The organism is Labrys sp. Lb11, assembly GCF_057554225.1.
On sequence record NZ_BAAJOT010000006.1, the window covers coordinates 433,231 to 452,073 of the forward strand.

Annotated in this window: 17 protein-coding genes; 1 reads left to right on the forward strand and 16 read right to left on the reverse strand. The window is 67.1% G+C overall.

What is annotated here, in order from left to right:
• Positions 1 to 249 precede the first annotated feature (249 nt).
• From AC27L4_RS24085 to AC27L4_RS24155, 15 genes are all read right to left on the reverse strand, one after another.
• Positions 250 to 420, reverse strand: coding sequence for a hypothetical protein (locus tag AC27L4_RS24085; protein ID WP_487144999.1), 171 nt, complete (start codon positions 418 to 420; stop codon positions 250 to 252).
• 149 nt (positions 421 to 569) lie between these two features.
• Entirely contained in the window at positions 570 to 1,322 is a 753-nt protein-coding gene (locus AC27L4_RS24090; RefSeq protein ID WP_487145001.1) for a COG4705 family protein, read from the reverse strand.
• Between the two features lie 300 nt (positions 1,323 to 1,622).
• Positions 1,623 to 1,943, reverse strand: coding sequence for a hypothetical protein (locus tag AC27L4_RS24095; RefSeq protein WP_487145002.1), 321 nt, complete (start codon positions 1,941 to 1,943; stop codon positions 1,623 to 1,625).
• A gap of 203 nt (positions 1,944 to 2,146) precedes the next feature.
• Entirely contained in the window at positions 2,147 to 2,656 is a 510-nt protein-coding gene (locus tag AC27L4_RS24100; protein WP_487145003.1) for a hypothetical protein, read from the reverse strand.
• Between the two features lie 592 nt (positions 2,657 to 3,248).
• Entirely contained in the window at positions 3,249 to 4,712 is a 1,464-nt protein-coding gene (locus AC27L4_RS24105; RefSeq protein WP_487145005.1) for an L-lactate permease, read from the reverse strand.
• A 151-nt stretch (positions 4,713 to 4,863) separates the two neighbouring features.
• Positions 4,864 to 6,108 carry an MFS transporter gene (locus AC27L4_RS24110; RefSeq protein WP_487145006.1) on the reverse strand — a complete coding sequence of 415 codons (1,245 nt, stop codon included), beginning with the start codon at positions 6,106 to 6,108 and terminating at the stop codon, positions 4,864 to 4,866.
• A gap of 299 nt (positions 6,109 to 6,407) precedes the next feature.
• On the reverse strand, positions 6,408 to 7,091 hold the full coding sequence (locus AC27L4_RS24115) for a hypothetical protein (RefSeq protein ID WP_487145008.1): 684 nt from the start codon (positions 7,089 to 7,091) through the stop codon (positions 6,408 to 6,410).
• Between the two features lie 313 nt (positions 7,092 to 7,404).
• On the reverse strand, positions 7,405 to 8,121 hold the full coding sequence (locus AC27L4_RS24120) for a helix-turn-helix transcriptional regulator (RefSeq protein ID WP_487145010.1): 717 nt from the start codon (positions 8,119 to 8,121) through the stop codon (positions 7,405 to 7,407).
• A gap of 130 nt (positions 8,122 to 8,251) precedes the next feature.
• Positions 8,252 to 9,238 (reverse strand): ABC transporter ATP-binding protein, encoded by a 987-nt coding sequence (locus AC27L4_RS24125; protein WP_487145012.1) that lies wholly within the window; start codon positions 9,236 to 9,238, stop codon positions 8,252 to 8,254.
• A complete protein-coding gene (locus tag AC27L4_RS24130) occupies positions 9,228 to 10,226 on the reverse strand; it encodes an ABC transporter ATP-binding protein (RefSeq protein WP_487145014.1) in 999 nt (332 codons plus the stop codon). Before AC27L4_RS24130 ends, AC27L4_RS24125 begins: the two co-directional genes overlap by 11 nt.
• A complete protein-coding gene (locus AC27L4_RS24135) occupies positions 10,223 to 11,092 on the reverse strand; it encodes an ABC transporter permease (RefSeq protein ID WP_487145015.1) in 870 nt (289 codons plus the stop codon). Before AC27L4_RS24135 ends, AC27L4_RS24130 begins: the two co-directional genes overlap by 4 nt.
• Before the next feature lie 9 nt (positions 11,093 to 11,101).
• Positions 11,102 to 12,115: an ABC transporter permease gene (locus AC27L4_RS24140; RefSeq protein ID WP_487145016.1), complete on the reverse strand. Its 1,014-nt coding sequence runs from the start codon at positions 12,113 to 12,115 to the stop codon at positions 11,102 to 11,104.
• Positions 12,116 to 12,133: 18 nt separating this feature from the next.
• Positions 12,134 to 13,756 (reverse strand): ABC transporter substrate-binding protein, encoded by a 1,623-nt coding sequence (locus tag AC27L4_RS24145; RefSeq protein WP_487145018.1) that lies wholly within the window; start codon positions 13,754 to 13,756, stop codon positions 12,134 to 12,136.
• Positions 13,757 to 13,766: 10 nt separating this feature from the next.
• Positions 13,767 to 15,050 carry an aminotransferase class III-fold pyridoxal phosphate-dependent enzyme gene (locus AC27L4_RS24150; protein ID WP_487145020.1) on the reverse strand — a complete coding sequence of 428 codons (1,284 nt, stop codon included), beginning with the start codon at positions 15,048 to 15,050 and terminating at the stop codon, positions 13,767 to 13,769.
• A gap of 346 nt (positions 15,051 to 15,396) precedes the next feature.
• On the reverse strand, positions 15,397 to 16,149 hold the full coding sequence (locus AC27L4_RS24155) for a GNAT family N-acetyltransferase (RefSeq protein WP_487145021.1): 753 nt from the start codon (positions 16,147 to 16,149) through the stop codon (positions 15,397 to 15,399).
• A gap of 489 nt (positions 16,150 to 16,638) precedes the next feature.
• Between AC27L4_RS24155 and AC27L4_RS24160 the strand changes: the two genes are divergently transcribed.
• Complete coding sequence (locus AC27L4_RS24160; RefSeq protein ID WP_487145023.1) at positions 16,639 to 17,724, forward strand: hypothetical protein; 1,086 nt, start codon at positions 16,639 to 16,641, stop codon at positions 17,722 to 17,724.
• A gap of 79 nt (positions 17,725 to 17,803) precedes the next feature.
• On the opposite strand, the gene AC27L4_RS24165 is transcribed toward AC27L4_RS24160, so the two are convergent.
• The gene (locus AC27L4_RS24165; RefSeq protein WP_487145024.1) at positions 17,804 to 18,793 is read right to left on the reverse strand and encodes a LacI family DNA-binding transcriptional regulator; all 990 of its coding nucleotides are present in this window, start codon (positions 18,791 to 18,793) and stop codon (positions 17,804 to 17,806) included.
• Between the last annotated feature and the right edge of the window lie 50 nt (positions 18,794 to 18,843).

Sequence of the window (18,843 nt, forward strand, 5' to 3'; positions counted from 1 at the left end):
GCCCGGGGCTCCGCCTCCTCCGGCCCCGCTCCGGCCCGGCCTGCGAAGGCCGCTGCCGGCTCCGTGCCCATCGACAGGCCGGGCCCGCTCCCGGCGCGATCCTGATCATTCATCGGCTCGGCCTCCCTCCGCCGCAGCGGTTTGCCATTCCGCGTTTCGCGGTCCCACGGCGCCTCCCCGGATCGGTCGTCGGCGCCCTCCGGGGCGCCGATTTCTGCTGCAGGGGCCGGCGGCCTTCCTGGAGCGCGCTCATTTCATCGGAATGCCCGCCTTGGCGAGCGCTTTGGCGATCGCCGTGTGGCAGGTCGCGTCGTCATCCGCCTTCATGGCGGCCACGGCTTTCGGTGTGGCGGCATCCAGCGCGGCCTTGGCGTCCGGCTTCAGGTTGGGCGCCTTGAGCGCGTCCTCGAGCTGGATCATGTCGCTCTCGCAGTCGGCGCGCGCTGCTCCGGCCACCGCGCCGCAGATGGCGGCCGACAGAAGAATGGTCTTGAGTGCGCAAGTCATCATGGGTCTCCTTCACGAGCGAGGGGGGAAGTTGCAGCCGCGGCACAGCCGGCGGCCGCGCGTCATTCCGCTGCGGGTTGCGGAATTCTGTCCGCCTTCGAGACGGTCAGATAGAGCACGGTCAACAGGATGATGCCGAGGAACAGGATGCTCGTCGTCACCGTGCCGAGCCCGAGTCCGCCGGCGAGCCCGGGCTTTGCCAGCCAGTCGCCGATGGAGGCGCCGAGCGGACGGGTCAGGATGTAGGCGGTCCAGAAGCACAGGATCGCGCTGAGGTCGACGACGCCGTACAGGCCGGCGACGAGGAGAATGGCGAGCCCGAACACGATCGCGGCCTGGAGGTAGCCGAGGTCGAGCTGTTCGGCCAGGAGATCGCCGACCGACGTGCCCATGGCGAAGGTGAACAGGATCGCCGCCCAATAGAAGGCCTCGCGCCGGCTGGTGAAGACCGTATGGATCGAAAGGGTCTGTTCGCAGGCGAACCAGGCGGCGAACACGGCTGCGAGGCAGATGGAGAAAGCGATCGACGTCGTGACCAGGCTGATGCCGAACCCGTCGACCAGATTGTCGGAAATCAGGGTGCCGACCACGCTGATCAACACGACGGTCAGCCAATAGACCGGCGGAACATAGCGGTCGAGCTTCATCTGCCAGGCCAGGGCTGCGAGGAACATGGCGGTGACGATCGCGGACGTGATCGTAAGGCCCATGTCGAATCGGACGGCCAGGAGATCGGCGGCTGTTTCGCCGACCGTCGTCGCCATGATCTTGATGATCCAGAAATATGCCGTGACCTCCGGGACTTTGTTGTGCATGCGGGGCGCATGTCCGGGATCGGTTGGGCTTGTATCTTTCATCAAGTCGGACCCTTGCTGGAGGCGGGGCCGCACGGGCTCGAGGGGGAGCCGCGGCAGCATCGGGCCGCGACGTTATGGGCGAAGACTTAGCTGGGGCTGAGATGGGCGGAGGCGGCCGGCGCTCGCGCCCCGCCGCCCCGCGGCGGGGGAGGGAGCCCGCATGGGGACCGCGTGATGCCGCAGCCTCGCGGGCGCCTTGCGCGCGTCCCGTCCGGCCGAGGGATCATCCTGTCCGGTGCCCGGTCCCGGCGGACGCGATCAGGGGAAGCGCCCGGATGCCGGCGAACGACGGCCTGCCTCGACCGCCTGCTTTTCGGCGGCGAGCGCGTATCGGATCTGACGGCGCCGCGCATCCAGCGCCGGCGACAGGAGCCATGGAAGCGTGACGACGGCGAGGAAGCCGAGCATGAAGAGATGGCCGTAGCCCCCGCTGCGCCCGGCATCGGTGTCGATGAGACGGAGGATCGCCCATCCGCCGACTGATACGGCCAGGGCCGCGGGCAAGCGCCGGACGGTGCCGGCCAGTCCCGACGGCGGTGGTGCGGCGGAGCGGGGCTGCTCCTTCGGCGATTGGGGCATTTTTCCGTCCTCCACGAGGTTGCGGGATGCTGGGTGGACGCACGAGGCGCCGTCTTAACGCAGGCGAATGAGACGGGGATGAGAGCCCGCCCCTTCCGCCGCCGCCGCCCGTCGGCGCCTTCGACGGCCGGCGGCGGGAGGGCGGCGGACGAAGCTGCGGACCGGTGCCGCCGACATGGCCGGTGCCCGAAGGCGCATCGCCCTCAGACCGTCTCGGGAGACCCCTTGAAATGCGCCGCCAGTTCCTGATGGGCGAGGAGTATTTCGCGAAGGCGGATCGAGCACCACGCCATCTCCGACTCGCGTTTTGCAATCGCCATCGCCCGGGCCGCGTCCTCGCCCAATCGGTTGACCCGATATTTCTTCATCCGCTTCCGGCCCTGGGCGTCGGTCCAATAGGCGAGCCAGACGACGGACCGGCTCCCCTTCTGCACATAACGCGTGACACCCGGGATTCCCGACTTGGAGGACTTGCGGACCAGGAGCTTGCGGGACAGCGAAAGCGCCTCGTCGCGGTCCGATGGAATCCGGTCCACGAGATCCTTCGCGGCCTCATAGGCAGGTGCCTCGCCGCCGAAATCCCTGTCCTGCAGGAGGAAATGGAATTTCTGCCTGCCGCGTCGATATCGAACCGACCAGCCGGCGAGGCTTTTCGTCGGCAGATCCACCCGGTGGATGAGAGCGTCCAGCGTGACCGCCGCGGTCCCCGCCATCGATTGCCGGTGTTGAGCCGGCCTTTCGCTGTCAGGTCTCAAGGTGTCCCCCCGGCATTGGATCGACCGATGGGGGCAGTCCCGCGAAACGCCGCCCACCGACCGGCCCAGCCGCACCACGTCCCATGGCACAGGGGGGAAAGGGGCAGGCGGGAGAACCTGGAACCCTCGTCAGGCGCTGCGGCACAGGACCCAAGGAAGATAACAGATCACACTTCCGCCACGCAGCTGAAGGATCACGGCGAATCATGCCCGCAACTTACTGCTTCGTGCGTTGCGGCACCCTGATAGCCTGTGTAAGCGGATTGTAAGCTTCATCCGCCATGCCGAAACCCGTCTTTCGACTACGCCGGGAGCTCGGTTGGCTTGCCACAATGCATCCTGAGCCACGGTGCCGGTGCTCGATCTGGACGGCGGCCGGCCCAGGGCCGGCCGGCTCCTTGCCGACGCGCCGCAGCCGCTCGAGCCCGCGGCCGGAAAACGGTGATTGCCTGGAGCGTTTTGCGATTTGACGGAATCGCGTCAAGTCGCAAAGACGCGTCGAAAACAAGGAGTTGGAGCAAAACGCGTTTCAGCCGAAACGCGCTTTGCTCTAGAAATGGCGGGTGGCGACGAGAAGGGAGGAGACCAGCAGCACGACGACGACCGCGGCCGCGAAGGGCAGCATGATGCGATAGGCCTCGCGCTCTTTCCCCGGCGTTCCGGCGAGGCCGCAGACGATGGACATCCGCACCGGCGAGACCATGTTCAGCGAGAGGGCTGCGGTGTGCTGCAGCGCGATCACGGCGGCGACGTCGAGGCCGGCTTCCGTCGCGAGGCTGACCTGCGAGGCCATGAACAATCCGTTGGCGGCATTGCTGCTGTTGGCCAGGGCCCCGAACATTGCGGAAATCAGCGGCGTCGCGACGATGGCCCAACGGTCCAGCGCCGTGAACATGCCGCGCGCCACCCCTTCGGCGATCCCCGAGCCGGAGAGAAGCTCGGCCATCATGGAAAAGGTGATGATGGTCAGGACCGCCAGGCGTCCGGTCTTCCAGGCTGCCCTGATCTCACCCGGAAAGGCGGATGTGTGCCCGCGCACCAGGCCGGTCAGGATCGCGCCGACGACGAGCCATGTGCCCGCATGAAACAGCGGCGACCATCCGGGCGCGCCTGCGAACAGCTGCATGCGGCCGACATGTTCGAGGGCTTGCTTCAGCGGCGGTAGAAGCCGGGTCAGGACGAGCCAGCCGATCAGCAGCGCGAAAGGCGCCATCCGCCGGATGGCGAGGCTGACTGAGCGATGATCGGGGCGTTCATCCGCCATCCAGCGCAGCACGATCATCGGGCCATAGGCCGCGAGCATCGCGGTTTCCGGGCCGAGCAGTGCCGTCGCGCCGATCACGAAAGCGAGGCTGACACCGAGCCAGGCAGCCTCGCCGAACCTTTCACGTCCGCCGGCGCCGATACCGGCCTCGTCCGCCAGGCGCCAGTAGAGCGGCAGCCAGAGCGCGTTGAAGATGGCGAGAATGAAGCTGGAATGGACCGCGAGCTCGGTCGGGTCCGTATGTGCAAAGGCGGCGCCGACGATGGCGCCGCTGCCCATCCCGCCCCACAGGATCATGGTCTGGCTGAGCAGGCTGAATGCCAGGAGATAGACCGGCGCCACATCCAGTCGCTTGACCAGCATCATCGTGCCGATGATCCCGACGCCGAAGCCGGTGGCCGATTCCGCGAACGGACCGATGAGAAAGCAGGCGGTGAACAGCAGCCGGCGTCTGGCGCGGGCATCCGGCAATGCGGTCTCGACCGGCATGGCGGCGTCGCCCGGCCGGATGGCCATCTGCCAGAACAGAAGCCCGCCGAGGATATAGGGCACGACGATCCAGCCGATCCAGGCGCCGCGCGTCAGGGAGGCAATCGCGTCGGCTGCGTGGAAATCGCGTGGCGCGGCGGTCAGCGCGACGACCAGGGCAGCGGCGAGGCCGAGGAGCGAGGCTGCCAGCGTGCCGAGCCGGCCGCTCGCAATCGCCGCAATGACCGCGAGCGCCGGCAGCGTCCAGAGAAGATAGGTCAATCGGGTCCGCCTCCTGCGCCCTGCCTCGCTCCGGCCGCATGTCGCGTTCCGGTCGGGACAGCCGATCCGCGAGCCCCGCCCGGCGTTCGCTCCGGGGCGCTGGCGCGTGCCGGCATATGTCTGTCGGGTGGTATCCGGGGGGCGCCGCTCTTCACCCGCCTTTTGGCTTGCCGGCGGCGGCGCCGTCTTCGATACGAGGCAGGAACCAGGTCAGAAGGCCGGCCAGAGGCAGGAAAGCGCAAATCCGATAGACGGATTCGATGCCGAAGCTGTCCGCCAGTCCGCCGAGGACGGCGGCCGCAATCCCCGCCAGCCCGAAGTTGAGGCCATAGAACAGCCCACCGATGAGACCGATGCGCTCCGGCATCAGTTCGATGGCGTAGATCAGGATCGATGCAAAGGCGCTCGCGATGATCAGGCTGATCAGAACCGTCAGCACTCCGGTCCAGAAGAAATCGGCATAGGGCAGCAGGAGCGTGAGCGGCAGCGGGCCGAGGACCGAAATCCAGATGATGCGATAGCGGCCGATCTTGTCCCCGGCGATGCCGCCGATCAGCACGCCCACCGCCTGTGCCAGCAGGAAGACGAACAGCATCACCTGCGAGGTCGGTATCGACACCCCGAAGCGTTCGATCAGGTAGAACGTATAGAACGACCGGAAGCTCTCGACATAGGCGACCTTCGAGAACATCAGCAGTGTGAGAATCACCAGCCCGGCCATGACGGTCGTCGTCGAGTGCGGCCGGCCGCTTGCGGCGCTTCCCGAAAGAGAGGCCTTTGTGGTCGCAAAATGCTTGCGGATTGCGGTGTGCTGCCCGGCCGTCCACACCATCAGCACCATGGCGAGAAGGGCCACCGATGTGAACCAGGCGAGGCTCGCCTGGCCGTGCGGCACAATGATGAAGGCAGCCAGGAGCGGGCCGAGCGCGCCGCCGGCCTGCCCGCCGACCTGGAAGATGCCCTGGGCAAAGCCTTGCCGGCCGCCGGACGCATGGCGCGCCATGCGGGTCGCCTCGGGGTGGAAGATCGCCGAGCCGATGCCGATGCAGGCCACGGAGACGAGGATGAGGCCGTAGCTCGACGCGAAGCCGAGGCTGGCCAGACCGACGAGGGTGAAGGTCATGCCGATGATGGTGGAATACGGCATCGGGCGCTGGTCGGTGACGTACCCGACGACCGGCTGCAACAGCGAGCCCGCGATCTGGAAGGTGAAGGTGATGATCCCGATCTGAACGAAATCGAGCGCGTAGGCGTCCTTGATGATCGGGTAGACCGCCGGGATGAGCGACTGGATCAGGTCGTTCAGCAGATGCGTCAAACTGAGGACGACCAGAACGGCCATATATGTCCTCGGTTGCGTGGCGGAGGATCGGGAGGGATTCAACTGGAGGGTCATTTCGGGGGGCGTCGGCTTCGCGGTTCGCGGGATCTTGCCTCAGGCTATCGTCACACTGGCCTATGGAGAATAGCCAGTCGGCGGCAAACGGCGTGGTCCAGTCGGCAAATCGAACCATCGACGCCGGCCGACGAGTTGCGCGCGCGGCAGACCGACGAAGCGCGCGCCGGCGATACCCGGGACACGCCCGGGTTCCGCCTGCGACAATTCTTGGGCCTGTCGAAGCTTGCCGGGATCGAGTGCCGGCGCCTGCCGCGTTTTCGTCCCGTCACACCGCGGGCGCCGTTGCGCGCCCATCTTCATCGGCATTCGGGATCGAGGGATGCGCGGGCCGGCGGCTCGAACGCGAGGACGTCCGACGTGTAGGTCTCGATCACTTCGCTGAACGGGGTCCCGTCGGGCAGGGTCAGGACGGCGCGATGCTGCAGCACCTGCGGCGGGATGGCCAGGGGCGAGCAGTCGGGACGCGGCGCGGCCGCCTGCATGTCCCAGCCCTTCGCAAGGGGCGACCACATCATTTCGGCCGAGATCGTCCGGCGCTGGAAGCGCAGGCTCTGCACGGCGCGGCCGAAGGCGATGTTCGAGGTGTCCAGCGCCTGGTTCATCGCCGGCGTGAGGCGCGCGGGAACATACCAGTTGTCCGCCTCCGACAGCACGCGCTCGCCGCACATCAGCTGCACCCGGCGATAGCGCACGGGTTCGTCCGGCCCGATGTCCAGAAGCCGGCGCTGCTCTTGCGAGATCGGCTTGACGATATCGGTCTGCCGCCGGGCCACGATCTTGGCGGGCGTGGCAAGGCGATGGTCGTCGCACCAGCGGTCGAGGGTGAGCGTCGCGCTGTCATGGCTCAGCAACTCGCTGTTCAGGCTCTGCAGCACGGCCAGCGCCTGGACCCGTCCGGTGAAATCACCCGGCCAGGACTGGGCCAGCGCGGAACTGGCGAACGCCAGGCCGGCAAGAATGCCGGGAAGCAGCTTCATCATGTCGGTGCCGTTGTGTCCCGGGGCCGTTCCGGCCGCGATACGATTGTCGACGGCTCAGCTTAGCCCCGGACAGCAGGCCGCGTCACGTGCTCCGCCCGCACCTGGGCTCCGCAGGGGAGGCGATCTTCGTCATCGGGGTGAACGAGCCTGGCAATTTCGGTGGCACGGGCCAGCGCGGGTCCATGCCGCGCGGCCTGCGCCGGCCATGCCGTACCAGGCAATCGAATTATTGTCTTATGTTGCGCTAAATATCAATAATATCAAAAATTTATAGATGAATGTTAAATTGTTGTATGATCGTGATGGCTCGCGCTCAGGTAGAAAGTGCGGGGCTCGCTTCGCGGATCCGCCTGTCGTTCTCCATCAGGTTGAGACGTGCGACCAGGGCCGCCCGGTTCTCCACGCCGAGCTTCTCGAAGGCGCGGAACAGATGCGCCTTCACCGTGCCCAGCGCGATGCCGAGTCCGTCTGCGATGTCGTGATTGGTGCAGCCCTGCCGCACCAGTTCGGCCACCTCGATCTCGCGCTGCGTCAGGCGGCAGCGATTCATCAGGACATGGCGCAGGTAGCGCGGCCTGATGCGCGAATGGGTGCGCAGGTTGAACTCGATATAAGGCTGCATGGTCTGCGCGAGGCGCAGGGCTTCCGGGCAGAAGGGCGGATCGGCCCGGGTCTTGTGGATGCCGAGGCCGGCGAAGGGAAAGCCGTCATGGTAGAAGATCAGGTCCATCACGTCCGTGACCGCGCTGTCGAGCAGATAGTCGGCATAGACCGAAAATTGTGCATCCGTCGTGCCGTTCCGGTCGCGCGATAGCACACCGATGGTGCTGCCGGCCGAGACGAGGCGCTTGACGCTCAGCGGATCGAGATCGGCCATGCCGGCGTGGTAGCGAAGAATATGGTCTTCGGGCAGGCCGGTCAGGACCTCGTCATGCATCGCCAGATCATCATTGATCCAATAGAAGACCGCCGCCGACGCGCGGAACGCCGCCAACGTAAAGCGTTGAGTTTCCTCGATGTCCGTATCCATGTCGTCTCTTGCCCGTGACCGCGTCCAGTCCACTGGGAGCGGCAATGCTAGTCGCCCACGGATTTCTGACAAGCAAGGAATGTACTAAAATGCCTTTCAATCACGGCCATGTGTTGCGCCGCGGCCGAAGTCAGCGGGTGGGATAGTGGCAGGCGGCGTAATGGCCGTCGCCGACCGCCAGGAGCGGGGGAACGATGTCGGCGCACATCTTCTTGGCGCGCGGGCAGCGCGTGCGGAACCCGCAGCCGCTCGGCGGATCGGCCGGGCTGGGCACCTCGCCGCCCAGCACGATGCGGCGCTGGCTCCGGGCGGCCCTGGGGCTGGCCGGCGGCACGGCGGAGAGCAGGGCCTGGGTGTAAGGATGCGCCGGCTGGTGATAGAGCGTGTCGCGGCCGGCCAGTTCGACGATCCTGCCGAGATACATCACCGCGACGCGATCGGAGACATAGCGCACCGCGGCGAGGTTATGAGCGATGAAAAGGTAGGACATGCCCAGTTGCGCCTGCAGGTCCTTCAGCAGGTTGAGGATGCCCGCCTGGACGGAGACGTCGAGGGCCGAAACGGATTCGTCGAGCACCACGACCCTGGGGTCGACGACGAGGGCGCGGGCAATGCCGATGCGCTGGCGCTGGCCGCCCGAGAAGGCGAAAGGATAGCGCCCGCCGTACTCGGGCAGGAGCTGGACCCGCCGCATGGCCTCGCGCACCCGCGCATCGCGCTCGGCACGGTCGCCGCCGATCATCCGCAACGGTTCGGCGATGATGTCATGCACCGTCATGCGCGGATGCAGGCTGGCATAGGGGTTCTGGAAGACGAACTGAAGGTGGCGCCGGTAGGGGCGCATCGCCCCGGCGCTCAGCCCGGCGAGATCCTGCCCCTCGAACAGGATCCGCCCCCGCGCGGTGCGAACCAGGCCGACGATGGCGCGGGCGAGCGTGGACTTGCCGCAGCCGGACTCGCCGACCAGCCCGACGGTTTCGCCGGCTTCGAGCGTCAGGGACAGGTCCGAGACGGCTTTGACGTGGCCGACCGTGCGTTCGAAGATCAGGCCTCGCCGTATTGGGAATTCGACGGAAACGTTCTCGAGCGCGAGAAGGGGCTGTGCGTCAGAGGCCATTGGCGACCCTTTCTCGCGACAGGTGTTCGGAGGCCCGGTGGCACGCCGTGGCAAGGCCCGGCACGACGTCCAGCACCGGCGCCGGGCGTTCGGCGCAGACCGGAACGGCCATCGGGCAGCGCGGCTGGAACGGGCATCCCGGGCCCCTGCTGCCGATCGCCGGCTGCAACCCGTCGATCGCGACGAGCCTGGCATCGCCCTCGATCTCCGGCGTCGCCCCGATCAGACCCAGGGTGTAGGGGTGGCGGGCCTCCTCGAAGATGGCGTCGACGGTCCCCTGTTCCATGGTGGAACCGGCATAGAGAATGGTCACCTTGTTGGCGAGGGTGGCGACGAGGCCGAGGTCGTGCGTGATCAGCAGGACCGACAGCCGGCGCTCCTCGCGCAGCTTCTGCAGCAGGTCGACGATCTGCGCCTGGATGGTGACGTCGAGCGCGGTGGTCGGCTCGTCGGCGATCAGCAGCTCCGGCGCGTTCGCCATGGCGATGGCGATGACCACGCGCTGGCGCATGCCGCCGGAAAGCTCCATCGGATATTGCTGGAAGCGCCGCACCGGCATCGGAATGGCGACCAGCTCCAGGAGCTCGATCGACTTGTCGCGCAGCTGGCGCCGGGTGAGCGAGGGGTTGTGGATGCGAAGGGCCTCGGCGATCTGGGCGCCGACGGTCAACACCGGATTGAGCGCCGTCATCGGGTCCTGGAAGATCATGGCGATGCGCCGGCCCCGCAGCGAGCGCAGGGCGCGTTCGGGCTTGCCGACCAGCTCCTCGCCGGCGAAGCGGATCGAACCAGAGGCATGGAAATTGTCCGGCAGCAGGCCCATCACCGCCAGCATGGACAGGCTCTTGCCGGAACCGGATTCGCCGACGATGCCGACCACGTCGCCATGGGCGACATCGAGGTCGAGTCCCGTGACGACCGGCAGGTGCCGGCCGTTCGTCTCGAACGAGATCGACAGGCCCCGGATCTCGAGGATGTTCCCCGTCATGCCCGGTTGCCCGAGCGCGGATCGGCCGCGTCGTTCAAGGCGTCCCCGAGGAAGTTGAAGGACAGCGAGATGAGGAGGATGGCAAGGCCGGGCCCGAGGGCGATCCACCACTGGTAGAAGGCCTGGGCGCCCTCGGCGATCATCTGTCCCCATTCAGGCGTCGGCGGCTTGGCTCCGAGGCCGACGAAACTGAGGCCGGCCGCCAGCAGCACGACCTGGCCGACGTCGATGCTGGCGTTGACGAGGATCGGCGCCCGGCAAAGCGGCATGACGTGCTTGAACAGGATGCGCGGGGGCGAGGCGCCGCAGGCCACCGCAGCCTCGACATGCTCGAGCGCCTTCACGTTCAGCACTTGGGCGCGCATGAGGCGTGCATAGATCGGCCACCAGACGATCATCAGGGCGATGCCGGTGTTGACGAGGCCGGGGCCGAGGGACGCGGCGATGGCCATCGCCAGCAGGATGGGCGGGAAGGACAAGGTGATGTCGGCCAGCCGCATGACCGCGCCGTCGACCCAGCCGCCGACGAAGCCGGCGACGGCGCCGAGCATCACCCCCACGCTGACGCTGACGCCGAGGACGAGGGCGGCCAGCGGCAGGGAATAGCGTGTGCCGTAGAGCGTCCGGATCAGCACGTCGCGGCCGAGTGAATCGGTGCCGAGCCAATGGGACAGGCTCGGTGGGCGCAGGCGCGGGCCCGCCAGGCCGACGGGATTGTACGGCGTCCACAGATCGATGGTGAGCGCGACCAGCACGAAGGCCAGGATCACGAAGCAGCCGACATAGGCGGCCGCCGATCCGCCCCGGAGGAAGGGCGGGCGGAACGTTCGGCGGCTCGTGGGCGCGGATTGGGCGAAGAGCGTCATGGCCTTGCCTCACCGGAGCCTGATACGGGGGTCGGCTGCTGCATAGGCGATGTCCGTCAGCAAGTTGGCGATGAGGAAGCCGAGGCCGCCGACGATCGTCACGCCGGTAATGGCAGGGTAGTCGAGGCCGCGAGAGGCATCCACGGCGTATGATCCGATGCCCGGCCAGGAGAAGATCGTCTCGACCAGGACCGAGCCCGTGATCAGGTAGGCGAAGGTGAAGCCGAGAATGGTCAGTGTCGGGATCAAGGCGTTGCGCAGCGCATGATTGAGCAGGACGCGCAGGCTGCCGGCGCCCTTGGCCCGCGCAAGCTTGACGTAGTCCAGCGCCAGGACTTCCAGCAGGCTGGCCCGGATCATGCGCGTGACGATGCCGATGACCGACCAGCCGAGGACGCAGGCCGGCAGGACGAGATGGGAAACCGCTTCGCGGAAGAGGTCGAGGCGCCCTGCGATCAGGCTGTCGAGGATCATGAAGCCGGTGACGGTCGGCGGCGCCAGCGAGCGGATGTCCAGGCGGCCGGGTCCTGGGAGCACGCCGAGCTGAACGGAGAACACGTAGAGCGCCAGCAGGCCGAACCAGAAGACCGGCACGCAGGAACCGAGCAGCGCGACGAAGCGGGCCGCGTAGTCGAAGCCCGAATGGGGAAACTGAGCCGATATGAGGGCCAGGCCCAGGCCGCCGAGCGTGCCGACGATCATGGCGGCGATCACCAGTTCGATCGTCGCCGGCAGGCGGGTCGCCAGATCGTCGAAGACCGGCTGCTTGGTGCGGAACGAGGTGCCGAGATCGCCGGTGAGCAGGTTCCGGACATAGATGACATAGCGTTCCGGAACCGATCTATCCAGGCCCCAGCGCGCCTTGGCCGCCGCGACGGCCTCGGGATTGCCGAGCTGCCGCGAGCCGATGATGGAGACGAGCGGATTGCCCTTCGTATACTGCGCCAGCACGAAAGTGGCGGTGACGATGCCCAGGATGAGAAAGGGCATCATCACCAGTCGTCGGAGGATCAACTGCAGCATCGACCGGCAGTCCGTTGGTCAGTTCTTGTCGAGTTCGGAGAGCGGCAGGTTGCAGCAGGCGCTGTAGCGCACGCCCTGGACGCCCTTGCGATAGGCCAGCACGAGGTCGGGGCTGACCAACGGCAGCACGATCCGGTCGTCGATCATCATGCGCGCGAGCTTGGAATAGGCCTCGGTCTGCTGTTCCCCGGAGGAGGAGAGCGCGGTCCTGAACAGGGCCTCCTGGGCGTCTCCGTCCAGCCCGGGGGTCTTGCCGACGCCGGCGCGCTTGCCCCACGGCATGTCCTTGAGCATGGAGAAGAACTGGATGTACTGGCCCGTGCCATAGTAGTCGGGGGCATAGTAGGCGATGGTCAGCGGGATGCCGGGATCGTCCACCTCGGAAATCCAGACATTGTAGGTCGTGGGCAGCAGGTTGAGCTGCACGCCGATGCGTCCGAGGTCCTGCTGCAGCTTCTGCATCGCGAGCGAGATGTCGACGCCATAAGCGTTGCCCGTGGCGAACCGGGCGTCGATGGTGAAGCCGTCGGGCTGGCCGCCCTTGGCAAGGAGCTCCTTGGCCCGCTCGAGATTTTCCTGCGGCTCGGGCAGGCCTTCCGTGCCCGGGAAGCCGTTGGGGATGGCGACGGGCTGGTACTTGCCCTGTCCGCCGATGGTGAAGTCGATCATGCCCTTGTAGTCGATGGCGAGCGCGATGGCTTCGCGGATGTCCTTGTTGAGCTCGACCGGCACGTCCTTTGCCGCCGGGCTGAGCGCGGCATAGACGAAATTGAACGAAGGCACGACCTCGAAGACGATATTGGGATCGCTCACCGTCTTGGACGTGTCCGGATCGACCTGCATGGCGATATCGGCGGCACCCGATTGCAGCATCTGGAGCTGGGTCACGGCGTCCGACGCCTGCTTCATGATGACGGTGGCCGTCTTGGGCTTGGCGCGCCAATAGGCCTCGTTGCGCTGCAGGCGCAGTTCATCGTCGGCCTTGTAGTACACCAGCGTATAGGGGCCGCTGCCGGCCGACTCGGTGAACAGCCACTTGTCGGCGGTATCGGTCGCCGCGGCATCGGGACCGGCCGTCGCGCCATGGGCGATGGCGAGATCGCTGTTCAGGATGCTCGCATAGGGCACCCCCAGCAGGCTGACGAGTTCGGAATTGGGCGACTTGGTCTTGACGACGACCGTCGAGGCATCGGGCGTCTCGATCGAGGCGATGGAATCGACGAGGAAGGCGGCGCTGCCCTTGATGTTCTGGAAGCGCTCGAGCGACCACTTCACGTCCTTGGCCTCGACGGGCGAGCCGTCGGCGAACCTGGCGTCGGGATCGAGCTTGAAGGTGAACTCGGTGAAGTCCTTGTTGGATTCCCAGGACTTGGCAAGGCGGGGCTCGATGGTCTTGTTGTCGGGGCCGAGCGTCACGAGCTGCTCGTAGGCCGCCGTCAGATAGATCTGGCAGGAATCGCACCAGCCGCGGGCGGGGTCGAGCGAATTGAAGTCCATCGCGCGGGCGACGACGATGGACGCTCCGTCCGCCCTGGCGGGCGCAGCGTGGGTCGAAAGACCGATGAGCACGGCGAGGGCAACGCCGTGGGCCAAGCCCCGGCCGGCGGACCGGCGGACGTGCCGATGATCGCGATCGAGCATTTCTCTGTCCTCAGTAGGGGTTGCCGGTGAAGGGATTGAGCGTCGGCGGGGCCGCGAGCTGCGCCGGCGTGAGGGCCCGGATGGCCTTGAAGCCGTGCTCGGCCGCGTCGAGGGCGCGGGCAATGTCCTCGGACTTATGGGCGGCCGAGATGAACATGTTGTGCAGCGGATGGAAGTAGACACCCTGATTCAGGGCGGCCTGGCAGAATGTGTAACCGCGAACATGATTGGCGTCGCCGTCAAACAGCACCTGCGGCATCTGCACGGGGCCGGTCTGGCGGATACCGATGTCGTACTGCCGGCTCAGAGCATCGAGCCCGTCGCGCAACATCTGGCCCATCTCGCGCATCCGGCCGACCCCATCGTCGCGCTCCAGGGCACGCAGGGTGGCGACGCCCGCCGCCATGGCCACGGCCGAGCACCAGAACGAGCCGGTGGCGAAAACCCTGGTGCCCGCCTCGCGGAAGCGCTCGTTGCCGGTGACGGCGGCCAGCGTGTAGCCATTGGCGATCGATTTGCTGTAGGCCGCCAGGTCGGGCCGAACGCCGAGGTTCTCCCAGCTTCCGCCGAGGTCGAGACGGAAGGCGGCGCGCACGTCGTCGAGGATCAGCGCGGCTCCGACGGCGTCGCACAATTCGCGCAGGCGTGTGGCGAAGGCCTTGGTCGGCAATTCCTGGTCCTTGGCGTAGTCGTGCTTGAAAGCCGAGACGAGGATGCCGGCAAGGTCGTCCCCGGCTTCGGCCGCGGCCTTTTCCAGGCTCGGAATGTCGTTGAAGTCATAATAGAGGATGTGTGCGCGATCCTCGGCGGTGACGCCTTCGAGGGAGGGCGAGCACCAGGGCACCGAGCCGTGATAGGCGCCGCGGGCCACCAGGATCTTGCGCTTGCGGGTACCGGCCCGGGCCAGCGTCACGGCCACGGTCGTGGCGTCGGTGCCGTTCTTCTGGAACAGGACCCAGGATGCATGCGGAACCAGCCGCACGAAGGTCTCGGCCAGTTCGACCATGGACTCGCCCGGCCCGTTCAGGCAGTCGCCGAGACGAAACTGGCGTTGGGCAGCCTCGTCGACCTCGGGGTGGTGATGGCCGAGGATGACCGGCCCCCAGCTGCACATGAAGTCGACATATTCATTGCCGTCGACGTCCCATACGTGGCTGCCGGCGCCCCTCGAGAAGAACTGCGGATAGCCTGCCGGCAGCGAGGCCGCATTCATGTGCCCCCACATGCCGCCGGGAACGACGGCCAGGGCACGCTGGCGCAAGCTTGTGTCGAGTGAATTGGTCCGGCTGCCCATATGCGGCCTCTCCTGCTTTGACTGGCATCGACGCTAGTCAAAAGGCCGACCAGGTGGAATCGACCGAAAGTTACAGACGGCCGCCGATGACGGCAGGGTCCGCCGGGGGCGCCCGAGCAGGTTCCCGGCATCCGGGCGCGTCACTCCCGCGGGGCCGGGCGTCGCCGGCCGACTCTTCGACGCTGGCTTTCAAGCGCAAGCTCGGAAAACGTCACATGTTCAGGCGCTTCCGGCTTGGAGCAATCCTCCGGGCTTGTTCCGAGGGGCGGCCCGCGGTACCGCCATGCGCGATCGGGGACTGACGCAGCCGACTTATGCCGGTCGGCGGTCCAATGTCATCCGGCGATCACCGCCCGTCGGGCAGGGGTCTCATCCGGATCTCTGCGATCGACCGGACCTGCCGGCCGTCCTTGAAATTTGCCGGATCCAGCCAGCCCTCCATCGCGGCGCGGTTGGCGGGCCATTCGGACGCGAGCATCGAATAGACGCAGATATCTCGCGGCCGGCGCTTGAGGAACAGGCCCTGGCGGAGCGTTCCCTCATAGACGAATCCGAGCCGGTCGGCGGCGGCGCGCGACCGGTCGTTCTCGGCCGTGCAGGTCCATTCCAGGCGACGGTAGCCGAGATCCTCGAACACGTGCCGGATGATGAGGTAGAATGCCTCGGTGGCAAGTCGAGTGCGCTGCATCCGCGGCGTGAAGAGCACATAGCCGAGCTCCACGACCTGATGAGCGATCCGGGCTTCCATCAGGCAAAGCCAGCCCAGCACGGCGTTGTCCCGATCCACGACGGCGAAGAAGGCTCGCTTCGGGTCTCCGGCCAGCTCGCCGACATGCTCGGCAAAGGCCGGTTCGTCCGCAAACGGACCGACTTTCATCTCCGCCCAGGTGACGGCCGTGTTCTCGTCATGCGAAAGCCGATAGAGCGCCGATGCGTCCGCATCCGCGTCGAGCGGCCTCAGGCTGCCGTAACGCCCGGCGACGGTGGTCGCGGCGGGCCGGCGCGCGGCGGGTTTCTCACTCATGGCCCTTTTCCCCCTCCTGTCGAACAGCAGCCCGGCGGCACCGGCAGGTCCGCGGCGTGCCGCCCCGTCCGCCATCGACCGCCGGAAACATGCACGTCGCCCCGCTCAAGTCATGTCGTCCGCGCCAAAGGCGCGGATCGGGCGGGAAGCCGGTTCGATGTCCCGTCCGGCAAAGGTGCCAGATCTTCGGCCCGCGGTGGAGGGCCGGCGAGCCGACGCGACCACGGCATTCGAGAGATTCAAGGAGGAGGGACGTTCCGTGTGGGGTGGTGCTTCCTTCTGGCCCTTCGGCGCTGCCCGCCAAAGGAGCCCGCCGATGTGATCGCCGTCGCCGCAATTCGACAGGCGCGCGGTTTCAATCGTGCGCCGCGGCCCCTATCTCTAGAGCAAAGCGCGTTTTGGTGGAAACGCGCTTTGCTCTAGCTCCTTGTTTCGACGCGTCTTTGCGACTTGACGCGAGTCCGTCAAATCGCAAAACGCTCTAGGGACGTGCCTGAGCCGCCATCCGTCGGCGCAAACCCGAACGGGGCGTCGCGCGGCGATGCCTGAGCGTTCGGCAGTTCCATGGGCTCCCGGTGCGACGGACTTGCGGGCGCCGGAGGGACAGACTGGAGCGCGAGCATGAGCACGGCGGCTGACGCGTTTCGGCAGGACGGGATCGCGGTGGTGCCGACCGCGGACGGCGTCGAGCTTCCGGTGATCGACATCACGCACCCGCGCTTCACCGTGCCGGATGCGCCCGAGGACATCGAGGCCTTGCGCGAGGCGGTGCTGGCCAGCGACAGCTGGTGGCGCTGGCTGCCGGGTTTCATCGCCCGCGGAATGCTGAGGGCTGCGGCGCAGACCTCGCCGCTCATGCGCGCGCTGTTCGGCGGGGACGCCCCGTTCCTCGACAGTGTGAGCACCTATCTTCTGAAGCTGGGGCCCGGCAACCTGCCGCCGCCTTATGACGGCCCGCTCGACCGGGAGTTCGCGGCCTCGCCGCATCTCGCCCTGATGCGGCTGCGCCTGCAGCAGATGGCGAAGCTGATCGCGGCGGGCGCGCTGCGGGCGGTGAGCACCGACGACCGGCCGCTGCACCTGGTGGATATCGGCGGCGGCACGGCGATGGACGCCATCAATGCGCTGATCCTGCTGGCCCGCTCCTCTCCGGACCGGCTCATGCGGCCGGTCGTGGTCCATGTGCTCGACCTGGATCCGGCGGGCCCAGCCTTCGGGCGGGCGGCATTGGCCGCGTTGAAGTGCGAGGGCGGCGGCCTGCGCGGCTTCGACGTCGAGCTTCGACCTCGGGACTATGACTGGCGTGACGCGTCGCCTCTCGGCGAACTGATGGACGAGCTCGGCCGGCAGGGCGGGATCGTCGTCGCCGCATCCGAGGGGGGATTGTTCGAGTATGGCAGCGACGACGCCATCGTCGCCAATCTCGCCGCGCTGCGGGCAGGCGGCAGCGGTGCCAGCTGCGTCGTCGGTTCGGTGACGTGCGCCGACGACCTCCGCCGCAGGATGATCGCCGGACACCGCTTTGCGCTCGTGCCGCGGGGGCTCGAAGGCTTCCGGCCCCTGGCGGCGCAGGCGGGGTTCCGGATCGTCGAAGCCCGTCACGCCGTGTTGAGCGACCAGGTGATGCTGCAGCCGATGCCGGCCGCGTGAACGCGCGAACGGCGGCGGCACGCCGGACCGGCGCACCTCGCGGCCGGCCGGAGGCCGCGCCGAATGTCCGGGATGCCTCTCAGATGGAACTGTCGCGGAGCAGAAGCCGGGTGGAGATGGCAACGGTCTGAGGCTCCTCCAGCCGACCATCCAGCGCATCGAGGATGATGGCCGCCGCCCGGGCGCCGATCTCGTGCGGAAACGGATTGATGGTCGTCATCGAGGGCACGCAGATCGCCGCGATCTCGTAGTCGCCGAAGCCGGCGATCGAGATCTGGGCCGGAACCGGGATATGGCGCCTCTGGCATTCCGTAAGGGCGCCGAAGGCCGAAAGATCGGAGACGCAGATCGCGACCTCGGTGTCAGGCATGGTTTCGAGCAGATGCGCCATCGCGGAGGCACCCTCGCGCATCGAGATGGGCGGCTGTCCCGCGGCAATCAGACGGTGCGTGTCCAGCCCGTGACGCCGCATCGCGGCGACGAAGCCGGCCCGTCGATCGGAGCCGCGCGTGTCCCGGCTGGTGTCGCCGCCGATAAAGGCTATCCGGCGCTTGCCGGCGGCGACGAAATGATCGACGAGCGCCCCTACGGCAGCAGCGTTGGAAAATCCCACCACGTGGCCGATGGGTTTTTCGGGCATGTCCCAGGTCTCGATGACCGGAATGCCCGCATTCTCGAGCCGGCTGCGCGCGCGCGGCGTGTGCTTCCCGCCGGTGACGACGATAGCCTCGGGGCGCCGACGCAGAAGCTGCTCGATCAGGTCCTCTTCCTTGTCGACGTCATAGTCGGTATAGCCGAGCAATATCTGAAGCCCTCGAGGCGTCAGGTTGTCGGACAGACCCCTCACAGTATCGGCAAAGTTGGCATTGTTGATCGAGGGGATCGTGACGGCGACGAAATTGGTGCGTTGCGAGCGCAGATTGGCTGCCGTACTGTCAAAGACGTAGCCGAGTTCTTCAGCCACCCGCATAACCGCCTCACGAGTCTTGGCAATCACGGAGCCATCGTTCTTGAAGGCTCGGCTGACCGTCATGGAGGAGACGCCGGCCGCACGAGCGATGTCGCTCATGGTCGGCGGTTTGCGGGGTTGGGGCATCCGGCTCCGCATGCAATGGCACC